The 10,928-nt window shown below is 55.1% G+C and carries 8 protein-coding genes; 5 read left to right on the plus strand and 3 right to left on the minus strand.

Going from position 1 to position 10,928, the window contains the following annotated elements:
• Positions 1–71: 71 nt before the first annotated feature.
• The 3 genes from secD (at position 72) to ABJT94_RS05965 (ending at position 4,047) form a co-directional block, all read left to right on the plus strand.
• Positions 72–1,913, plus strand: a complete 1,842-nt coding sequence (secD, locus tag ABJT94_RS05955; protein WP_348474149.1) for a protein translocase subunit SecD — start codon at positions 72–74, stop codon at positions 1,911–1,913.
• A gap of 10 nt (positions 1,914–1,923) precedes the next feature.
• On the plus strand, positions 1,924–2,892 hold the full coding sequence (gene secF, locus ABJT94_RS05960; RefSeq protein WP_348474148.1) for a protein translocase subunit SecF: 969 nt from the start codon (positions 1,924–1,926) through the stop codon (positions 2,890–2,892).
• A gap of 141 nt (positions 2,893–3,033) precedes the next feature.
• Positions 3,034–4,047: a tryptophan--tRNA ligase gene (locus ABJT94_RS05965; RefSeq protein ID WP_348474147.1), complete on the plus strand. Its 1,014-nt coding sequence runs from the start codon at positions 3,034–3,036 to the stop codon at positions 4,045–4,047.
• A 64-nt stretch (positions 4,048–4,111) separates the two neighbouring features.
• Here the strand turns inward: ABJT94_RS05965 and ABJT94_RS05970 are convergent, their stop codons facing one another.
• Positions 4,112–4,639 (minus strand): hypothetical protein, encoded by a 528-nt coding sequence (locus ABJT94_RS05970; protein ID WP_348474146.1) that lies wholly within the window; start codon positions 4,637–4,639, stop codon positions 4,112–4,114.
• A gap of 93 nt (positions 4,640–4,732) precedes the next feature.
• On the opposite strand from ABJT94_RS05970, the gene ABJT94_RS05975 reads away from it, so the two are divergent.
• Positions 4,733–6,001: a glycosyltransferase gene (locus tag ABJT94_RS05975; RefSeq protein WP_348474145.1), complete on the plus strand. Its 1,269-nt coding sequence runs from the start codon at positions 4,733–4,735 to the stop codon at positions 5,999–6,001.
• A 148-nt stretch (positions 6,002–6,149) separates the two neighbouring features.
• Entirely contained in the window at positions 6,150–7,109 is a 960-nt protein-coding gene (locus ABJT94_RS05980; RefSeq protein WP_348474144.1) for an SUMF1/EgtB/PvdO family nonheme iron enzyme, read from the plus strand.
• Here the strand turns inward: ABJT94_RS05980 and ABJT94_RS05985 are convergent.
• Together ABJT94_RS05985 and ABJT94_RS05990 are read right to left on the minus strand one after the other, a co-directional pair.
• Positions 7,083–9,983 carry a hypothetical protein gene (locus tag ABJT94_RS05985; RefSeq protein ID WP_348474143.1) on the minus strand — a complete coding sequence of 967 codons (2,901 nt, stop codon included), beginning with the start codon at positions 9,981–9,983 and terminating at the stop codon, positions 7,083–7,085. The genes ABJT94_RS05980 and ABJT94_RS05985 overlap by 27 nt on opposite strands.
• Positions 9,974–10,928, minus strand: a 955-nt coding sequence (locus ABJT94_RS05990) for a hypothetical protein (RefSeq protein WP_348493903.1), incomplete at its 5' end; no start/stop codon positions are given. The genes ABJT94_RS05985 and ABJT94_RS05990, both read right to left, overlap by 10 nt.

Consider the following 10,928-nt stretch of genomic DNA (forward strand, 5'->3'; position numbering starts at 1 on the left):
GCGACCGACTTGTAGCCCCGGCTCAGGCATTCAGTCCTGATGGCCGGGTCTACCCAGCTCAGGAAGGCCTCATGCTGAACAAATACCCCCTGTGGAAATACGCCATTATCCTGTCAGTACTGGTGCTAGGCGTGCTCTACAGCCTGCCCAACCTGTTTCCGGCCGACCCGGCCATCCAGATTCAGGGCGCCGAAGCCGGCGTGCAGATGAACGATACCACCGTACAACGCACCGAACGCCTGCTCGATGACGCCAATATCGATCACTTTGGCGCTGAAATTAATGGTCAGTCACTACTGATTCGCCTGAACAGCAACGAAGACCAGCTCGCTGCCAAGGCCGCTATTCAGCGTGGCTTGGGTGGCAACTATATTGTGGCGCTCAACCTGGCACCAACGACGCCCAACTGGCTGCTGGCTCTTGGCGCTCAGCCCATGTCGCTGGGCCTCGATCTCTCCGGCGGTGTGCATTTCCTGCTGGAAGTCGATATGGATCGTTTCCTGGAGAGCCGGCTCGCCAGCTACGCTGCTAACATTCGCACCACCTTCCGCGATGAAAACATCCGCTACCGCGGCGTCGATGTGCTCGATGACGGCTCCATCCAGGTGCTGCTGGCCGATGAGGACTTCAGAAGCGAAGCCGACACCTGGCTACGCCGCAACCTGCCTGAGTTCCAGCGCTCGGACATCGAATCACGCGGGCTGCCAGGCCTGATCCTGACGCTGACAGACGAACGCATCGCTGAACTGGAAGACTATGCCGTCAGCCAGAACCAGACCACCCTGAATAACCGGGTGAACGAACTGGGTGTGGCCGAACCGCTGGTTCAGCGCCAGGGCCGCAACCGCATTGTGGTGGAGCTACCCGGCGTTCAGGACACTGCCCAGGCCAAGAACATCATCGGCAAGGCCGCCAACCTTGAGTTTCGCCTCGAGTCACGCGATGGCCAGGGCGAGGTGTACCCGTTCCGCGACAGCAACCGTACCGCCATGCTGGAGACCGATGTCATCGTCACCGGCGATAACGTGACCGATGCTCGCACCTCCTATGATGAGAACGGCTTGCCCCAGGTCTCGGTGAACCTCGATGGCGACGGCGGCTCCCGTATGGGTCAGACAACCCGTCGCTCCATCGGTGTACCCATGGGTGTGCTCTTTATTGAGCAGAAGTCCATCCTCGAAGGTTACGAAGAAGTCGACGGCGAACCTGTGCCGATTTACGACTCGGTCGAAGAGCGTGAAATCATTTCACTGGCCACCATTCGCGGTGCTTTTTCCAACAGCTTTGTGATTACCGGGCTCGATAACGCCCAGGAAGCCTCAGACCTGGCCCTGCTGCTAAGAGCAGGCGCACTGGCCGCTCCCATGCAGTTTGTGGAAGAGCGGACGGTAGGCCCAAGCCTCGGTGCCGAGAACATTCGCATGGGCACCCAGTCGGTCATCATCGGGTTTGCGCTGGTGATCTTGTTCATGCTCGGTTTCTACAAGGTGTTCGGCATTTTTGCCGCTGTAGCACTGAGTGCCAACCTGGTGCTGATTGTTGCGGTCATGTCGATGATGGGAGCGACCCTGACTCTGCCCGGTATTGCCGGCATCGTACTGACGGTCGGTATGGCGGTGGATGCCAACGTGCTGATTTTCAGCCGAATACGTGAAGAAATTGCCGACGGGCGCTCCCCGCAGGCGGCAATAGACGGCGGTTACAAAAGTGCTTTCTCGACCATTTTCGATGCCAACCTGACCACCCTGATTGTGGCGGTCATCTTGTTTGCCATCGGTACGGGTCCGGTTAAGGGCTTTGCGATCACGCTCTCGGTCGGCATTGTTACCTCTATGTTCACTGCCATCATGCTGACGCGTGCTCTGGCCAACCTGACCTTCGGTGGTCGGGTGGTGAAGAAGCTGCCCATTTAAGGAGCCCGTTATGTCTGATTTGAAAGTGCTTAATTTTATGGGCTACCGCAAGACACTGGCGGTTGCTTCACTGGTGCTGATACTTGTTTCACTGGGGTCACTGGCCGTTCGGGGGCTGAATTTCGGTCTCGACTTTACCGGCGGCGCCCAGATCGAAGTCGGTTATGAAGAACCTGCCGATGTCGAAGTCATTCGCAACACCTTGAACGGTGCCGGTTATCGGGACGTGGTGGTGCAGTATTTCGGCAACAACACCGATGTGCTGATCCGCATGCAGGAAGACAACAACCCGCGCCTGGGTGACGAAGTGCTCGCCCTGCTGTCGGAAACCCGTAGTGACGTAGAACTGCGCCGGAACGAGTTTGTCGGCCCCCAGGTGGGTGAAGAACTGCGTGAAAACGGCGGCATTGGCATGCTGGTCGCGCTGGGTGTGGTGATGGTTTACATCGCACTGCGCTTTCAGTTCAAGTTTGCGGTCGGCGCGGTGGCAGCCCTGGTTCACGACGTTGTGATTGTGCTCGGTTTCTTCTCCATCACACAGATGGCGTTCGACCTTACCGTGCTGGCGGCGATTCTTGCGGTCATCGGTTATTCTCTGAACGACACCATTGTTGTGGCCGACCGTATTCGGGAAAACTTCCGCATGGTAAGGCGCGATGAAACCGACTACCTGATCAACCTGTCGCTGACCCAGACCCTGGGCCGTACCCTGATCACGTCATTAACGACCTTGCTGGTACTGGTTGCTCTGGGCATCTTCGGTGGAGAGCTGATTTTCGGCTTCGCCATGGCACTATCTGTCGGTGTTCTGGTTGGTACCTATTCTTCGGTTTATGTGTCCGCCAACGTACTGATGGCTCTGGATCTGACCAAACAGGATCTGATGCCACCGGAAAAATCGGACGACCCGGAAGAGGAAGACATTCCTGCCTGGCTGACCGATGTCGACGACGACGAAACCAGCTCAGAAAAAAGCTGAGGTCTGCGGCGCCCTCGTTCCAGGAGGGCGCTTTCAACGCACCAACTCGATTTTCCCCACCGGTTTCGGTAAGGTTCCCAGTCTTATCGTTTTCTCCCATAACCACCGATAACGGCCACCCAAAGGCGACTGAAGACACCCATGAGCAAGACGCGCGTACTGACCGGCATTACCACCACAGGCATTCCGCATCTGGGCAACTACGCGGGCGCCATTCGCCCCGCCATTGAAGCCAGCCGCGATGCCAACACCGAATCCTTCCTGTTTCTGGCGGATTACCACGCCCTGATCAAGTGCCAGGAACCCGAGCGGGTAAGAGAATCCGTGCGGGCCATTGCCGCCACCTGGCTGGCCTGCGGCCTCGACCCGGACCGGGTGACCTTCTATCGCCAAACTGATGTGCCCGAAGTTACCGAACTGACCTGGGTGCTGACCACCGTTACCGCCAAAGGCCTGATGAACCGGGCACACGCTTACAAGGCGGCGGTGCAGGATAACATCAACGACGATAACGCTGATCCGGACCGGGGCATCACCATGGGGCTGTTCAGCTACCCGATTCTGATGGCGGCCGACATTCTGATGTTCAACGGCGAAAAAATCCCCGTCGGCAAAGACCAGACCCAGCACATTGAAATGGCCCGCGACATCGCCCAGCGCTTTAACTACCTCTATGGCGATACCTTTTCATTGCCGGAAGCGGTCATTGAAGAATCCGGCATGATTCTGCCGGGCCTCGACGGTCGCAAGATGTCCAAGAGCTACAACAACACCATCCCGTTGTTCGAAGGCGAAAAGAAGTTCCGCAAGCTGATCAACAAGATCAAGACCAACCTGCTGGAACCGGGCGAACCCAAAGACCCGAACGATTCAGCCCTGTTCGATATCTATTCAGCCTTTGCTTCGCCAGACCAGGTCGCCGACATGCGTACTCAGTATGCCAACGGCATTGCCTGGGGCGAGATGAAGAAAGTGCTGTTTGAACTGCTTAACGAAGAACTCAAAGACAAGCGCGACACCTACAACCAGTTGATGGACGACCCGGCTCAACTGGATGCCATTCTGGCCCGGGGTGCGGAAAAAGCACGCGACTATTCAGCCCCCCTGATGGCCGATGTGCGCAAGAAAGTGGGCATTGGCCCCATCGCGGGTTGATGGTCCGGTGCCCGGTAGAGGAGGCCCTGGCAACAGGTACACCGCCAAACCGGGCATCACATTCCTACAGTGCAAGGCTCCTCGATTCTCCCGCATAAACGGGCAAGGCTGACTTGCCCGTGTGATCACGCTGTGCCACATGGCCGATGATGGCCTTCACCTCGCTGACTTCTGCGGGAGCCACATCGATCATCATTAGGGTGCGGCCGCATTCAATATCGTCGTGAAAGCCCGCCAAATGATGGTTTTCCTGGTTCAACCCGATCAGACAGCCGGCCCAGCCCAGCAACAGACCAAATAACAGCACCAGTGCCAACTGGCCGCTCATATCGGCCGGTGCCAGCCCAAGGCTGCTGGTAAACATCAGCGTTAACAGGCCAAGCACCAGACCCAACACAAGCCCCTGGCTACCGCGGTGCAGAATGTCCTGCCGTGCCAGATAGGAAGCACTCTTCAACTGATGCACAGACAGACCTACTTCGTCCTGGCTGAGTACCTGAACATAGGTGTGGTGCAACGGGTAGTGGGCCAATTCCATGGCAATGTGTTCGGCGTGCTCGATGTCATCCGTGAGGTAATAGAGACGTTTCATAACGACCTCCATCCTAACGCGGAGCTGGACGTAAGGTTGTACCGCGTTTACCCTCGCGATTCCGTTTTTGTTGGTGAGCGTTTGTCACAACAGATGACCAGTACTTCAAGTAGTTTCTCAAGTAAGACCGCCCTGCTCATTGCCAAAAACTGGCCAGAGCCCGCGTCAACCGCGGCCGGGCGACGCACGCTGGACGTTCTGGACCTGTGCCGGGAAGCCGGTTACCAGGTGCACATTGCCAGCCCGGCCGAGCCCTCCCCATTTCAACAGAGCCTCTCGGATCTCGGGTACCAGGCACACTCCATCGCCGTCAACGACAGCCATTTCGATACCTGGGTAGCCTCGCTAGACCCCCAACTGGTGATCTACGACCGGTTTGTGATGGAAGAACAGTTTGGCTGGCGTGTGCGGGAGCAGTGCCCCAATGCCGCCACCCTGCTCGACACCAGCGACTTTCACACCTTGCGCGAGGCCCGGCAGCAGGCCATACGCCAGCGTGACCGGGAGGATACTCGTCCTCCCTACCCGCCACTTGACCTGTTTACCGCCACAGCAGAGCGTGAACTGGCTGCCATGGCCCGCTGTGACCGGGTATTGATGATCTCTCAGGTTGAAATTGAGCTTCTGCAGTCGGTGTTTGCTCTTCCTGCAGAGCGCTTGTTGTACCTTCCCTTTCTTATCTCCGAGTTGCCTGACGCCGGTGAATGGCGCGGCTACAAAGACCGCCAACACCTGATGATGATCGGCGGGTTCAAGCACGCCCCCAACAAAGACGCTGCGCTCTGGTTCAAGCAAGCCATCTGGCCACTCGTCAGACGCCAACTGCCCGATGTTGAATGCCATGTCTACGGCGCCTACGCTGACCACACCGTTCAGCAGTGGCATGCTCCCAAGCAGGGGTTCGTTATCAAAGGCCGGTGCGACGATGCACTTGAGACGCTGGCTCGATACCGCCTGAATGTGGCCCCACTGCGCTTTGGCGCCGGCCAGAAAGGCAAAATTCTGGAAGGCTGGTTAACCGGTACCCCCACCGTCACCACCCATATCGGGGCAGAATCGATGGCCGCAGAGGATGCGTTCGGCTACCCGCTCAGCGATGACCCCGAACGCATCGCCGACACCCTGGTTCAGTTGTATCGCAATGCAGATAACTGGAAATCGGTGCAAAGCTGTGGGTTACAGGCACTGGAAAACGGCTTTCTGAGAGACGACCACGCACCGGGGTTTATCGAGGCATTACACCAGCTGCAAACCAACCTCACCAATATACGCCATCGCAACCTCTGGGGGCGCGTACTCTGGCATTCACAACACCGGGCAACCGAGTATATGAGCCGTTGGATTGAGGCAAAAAACCGTTGATCTTTTAACGGGCGATTCTGCCAATTTACTCTTACCTGCCGTTAAAAACTCATCTACAGATTCGACGAAACCCTTTCGAGACCAGGGTCACACCTCGAATACTGGTATTTGTTACACTGGCGCCACATCGTAAAAAGGATTTTTATTAATGAAGCCCGCTATCCCAGCGCTGTTGCCAGCACTGATCACCCTCCCCTTACTGGCTTCCTGCCAGCAAACGGACTACCCACCCGAGGTTGAAGAACTGATAGAAAAGACGCTCGACAACATGGTCTATGTGGAAGGCGGCAGCTTTATGATGGGAGACATAGGCTACGAAATCCCGGAGGACGAGCCTGGCGGCACCTGGGTAACCATGGAAGATGGCCGTGAAAGCTATCGAAAACCCTTTGGATGCTCGGCCAGTTGTTACCCGGTGCATAAGGTGACATTGACCGGGTATTACATTAATAAGTTCGAAACGACCTATGGCGAATATGATGTTTATACAGAGGCGAATGGACTGCCGTTGGTTCATGAAGAAAGACGAGGGAGATCTCCAGCGATTCAGCCCGAGAAACCCGTTTATATTGGTGTCGACTGGTACAGCGCACAAAACTACTGCCAATGGCTAGGCGAGTTAACAGGCCTGGAAATAGATCTACCTACAGAAGCCCAATGGGAGTATGCAGCTCGTAGCCGCGGGAAACCAGTGCGATTTGCGACCGACAACGGAGAGATGGAGCCCGGTCGCAACTATCGAGCGCATGGCCTTGGAAGAACCTTTGATCCCGACCCACCTGGAACCCATCCACCCAACCCTCTGGGTCTCTATGACATGACCGGCAATGTCAATGAGTGGGTTCGAGACTGGTATCATATTCGATATTATGAGCAATCACCTGAGGTGGATCCGCAAGGGCCTGAATACGACAACCTATACTCAACCCTTAAAGTATCTCGTGGCTTTGGCTTGGCCAATTCTGACTGGAATGCCAATCTAGTGTTTCGACGCCTGCCAACAGACCCTGAGAATGATGGCGGTGGCGAAGGCTTTCGGTGCGCCATTCATAGTAACTTAGACTTACCTACGCTGTCGGACCTACCGGTTGAAGGGATTAACCGTTAAATCATTGAGTGAGCAGGTACATTGACTGACATCCGGTAAAGAGTCCCACCAATTAGCCAAACCCTCAAGGTCTTCTCGATCGCTCATGTATCTCATGAGTGCTTGTTGCGCGTCTGAAGCATCCTGGCATCGCTGACTAAGGCTTCGTCCACTCCTCGACTCCCCCAGCGTATGCTCCAGCACTTCAAGGTACTCGCGTTTTGTTTCAACACCTTGTCTCAGCAAGTGCAACACGGCGCGCTCGCGAGGCTGGTCCATATCGATGCCGACTCCAAAACTCCAATCTCGCCAGATGTGCCTGGGCTCATTGATCAGGCGATAAAGAATCCTACCCTTCACCTCCGGTGGAGCATACTTAAGCTCAACAGAATATTGGCTAATGTATTGAATGAGCGCGTGCAATGACTCCGAATTTTCTTCATAGGCATAAAAATCATCACCAAAAGACTGAACGCGATCCAACAGTGAAATGGCCTGATATGCAATCTCAGCACCTGCTCGCAATTGCAGCCCCGGAAACCAGTACCCTTTATTTATCAATTCATATGACCAGGCTACAAAACGGTCATATACGCCGTCTTCAAACATATCCACCCAATTAAAATCCTGACTCAGAAGTTGATGATGGACGAGGCTAATAAAGTTCCAGACCTGCTTTGCATCTACAGTTGCTTCGAACTTACCACCAACACCAGGGCCTAAACACAGCGAAGCTTCCAGTTTGATGACAAATCGTTTTATTTCTCGATCAAAGCCCACTTTGAATTTCCCATTCAAGGCTAAACCGACATGTCCACTAACCAAATAGCCTACCGTTCCCAGGGCGAGGAAGTCCTGACCTTCACCCTGTTGCGACTGCTCATCGCCCTGGGGTTGCTTCCAGTCCAATTCTGCCGCCAGGCCCGCTTCAATTTTAGCGCCGATAAAAGCCTCTGCCTGAGCGCCGCCAACTGAAGTAGACGCTTGCTCGCGGTTACCTTCTTGCACGTCGTCTTTATTCGCCAGAGTGAGCTCACCGCCACTCACATCGACCGAGACTTCAGCAGCCAGACTCAAATTGACCCCAGCAAAGCCGCTGACCTGACCTTCAAATTTGGCCCGCATATGACCCAAGTCTAGCTTTCGATCAACAGTCTCTACCGTCTCTTCCACTGCTTCCAGAACAACAAACTCTACCCGCCGATTCATACGTTCTTGGGTTTCAACGTTAATAACGGGCTCCAACTCGCCTCTGGGTATCAGATAGGTCATTGCAAAGGCCTGATCCGTCAGCTGTGGTAGCAAGTGATTACCTAGCAAAGCAAAGCGATTTTCACACCCTTCAAAGTAGCGTTGAATCAGATTATGAGGCGGGTCACTTTCCTGACCGCTGGAATGTTCGATCATGTATTGGCGTTCAGTCTCGCCCCAATAGCCCAGCTCAAACATCCCGACCCAGGGGGTAGGGTTGCGAGTCAGCAGTCCGTAGGCGACCTGCGCCCGGCGAAGGCTCAATGCCTGGTTGTAGTCATTTTCACCCACCAAGTCGGTATGGCCGAGAATCATGAGTTTGTATCGATCGTTCAGTGTTCTTTTCAGTAGCCCCCAGTGCCCAAAAGCTGACACCAGTTCACCGACTTGATACAACCGCATGAACTCGGAATTAGTATCAAAATGTACGTTGTCGGGCAAACAGCGGTCGAATACAGCCCAACGGTGTGAGCGTGTTTTTACCCTGACTCTGGGCCCAACGGGCAGCCCTTCTTCATGAGGGTAATAAACCGAGCCCTCCAAACGTGCTTCCGCCAGGGCAAATTCGAATTCTGCCTTGGCTTCTCCGGCAAGAACGCCTTTCAAGGGATCAAAGTTAGCGCTTACCGTAACCCCTTTGGAATATCGCATCAGATTAGCTTCTGCACTGGCGGTCCAACGTGCAGGTGGCAAGGGCTTTTCGGCTACAATGTCGGCCAGTCGCTGGCGAGCAGCGATGTTATCGTCATCACTAACTGCGTCATAATTCACGCCGTTTATCGGACTGTCATCTTGCCATATCTGCTGGCAAAGCACTTTTGCACGACCAAATAGTTCATGCGAAAAGGGATCTTCTTTCAAATATTTCACTGCTCGTTCATGCTGGCTTTGATACTGCTGTGTTTGCCAGTTCAAGGTTTTGTTCCATTCAGCAATCACGCTATCCAGGGCTTCCAGCTCGTCATTCAGTAAGCTGGCAATGGCCGGGCTGACGGCGTTGGCCAGAACGCGCGTGGGGACCTGCCCTGTTTCATCGACCAGCTTCCATTCGGCTTTAATGCTTGCGCTGGTTTCGGTAAACGCATTCTTGAACTTCGATGCATCGATATTGCCATCGGCATCACGGAAAGATTTAAAGGCGTTTTCCGCATCGGGTTCGTCAACCAGCCGGAAGAACCTGTTCCTGTCTGCCGCATCCAGAATATTACCGGGCACAAACCGCACCTGGCCTGCGGTTTCTATGGAATGCAGTTCATACCAGGTGTTAGCACCGGCGCCAGAGCCGCTGGATAGCGCCTCCAGTCTATCCCTTAAAGCCGCCTTGGCGGCTCTGACGGTTATTTTTGCTCTGTTGATGCCTCGGCCTTCTTCTTGAGCGCGTAGCTTGTGTTGTTGAGCGTCGTTCAGAGCTTCGACCAACGCATCCAGTTCGGCGGTCTCTGTATCGATGATTTCGCAATCACATTGATCCAATGCAACCAGCGCCTGATGCTCGGGTGAAAACATCAGGGTTTTCAGCTTCGGTGCTTCGCACGCAATGTCGATTTCAACGGTACCGTTACCAGGCGTTAGTAAATAGGTGTGTACCGCTTTCGCAGTTGAACCGGCATCGGCACTGGTTGAACCCTGAGTGGTCAAGTCCATGGCGTTTTTCCTTTCATACTCTGGCTGGTGGTATCAAGACGGATACGCGCCGCGCCACTGGCGATGTTGGTGAACGTAACAGAGCCTTCACGAACGCGGTTTCTATGGTGCACACCGTCTGCTGCCAGCGCGATTATTCCTGTGCCCTCTTTTGCGGGTGCGCCTGAAGCGGATGTCACGTTTACGGTTAAATCCAGGTTAATCTGCACGGGCTCAGACCAGGGGGAGTGGCGACCCTCGTAGCTCGCTTTAAACCGATAATGAAAGGGTTGCGGGTTGGCGGCCTGGTTTTGTTCCGGGCTCTCTGCCAATGCCTTGGGCGCTGTCCAGGGAATCAGAATTTGATCGTCCGGCTCCGTTACTGTGTGACTAATTTCATCGATTGTCTGGATAGAACCGTCGGGGTTGATTTGCTCGATATTGAGCACCAGCTTGGCATTGTCGGGCAAAGCCCGGTGCGCAACCTGCAAGAGTGTTTCCTGGCCCACCTTGCAAGGTCTGTCGACGCAGGTAACAGCAATAACGACGGGTAACAGATCTGATTCCAGCCGCTCGGTCTCAGGTAGTGATGGAAGATCCAGAATTTCGACCTCCTCCGCCTCATTCCCACCCCCAATGTCATAACTCACCTCGCCATTGAAGGTCACACCACTCTGGGTGCCGTGCAGGGTAATCTTTTTACCGAACAGCTTGATGTTGCCTTGGGGGTCGATCCTGACGCCGGTGTCGCCTTTGATCAGTACGAGGTCTCCACCGCCGTTGCCCTCGATGGTGATGTCGCCGTTTACCTGGTGCACCAGGGCACCGTCGCTGACCTGTATCTGGTAATCGCCGTGCTGGATCTCGGTGGTGCGGTCGCCGCTGCGGATGCGTCGGGTGAGGCGGCGCTCTTGTACCCAGAGGCTGAAGTCGCCTTCGGCGGCCTGGGTGAGGTGGAACTGGGCC

Origin of the sequence: Saccharospirillum sp. (assembly GCF_039982735.1) — a bacterium.
Lineage (GTDB): Bacteria > Pseudomonadota > Gammaproteobacteria > Pseudomonadales > Natronospirillaceae > Saccharospirillum.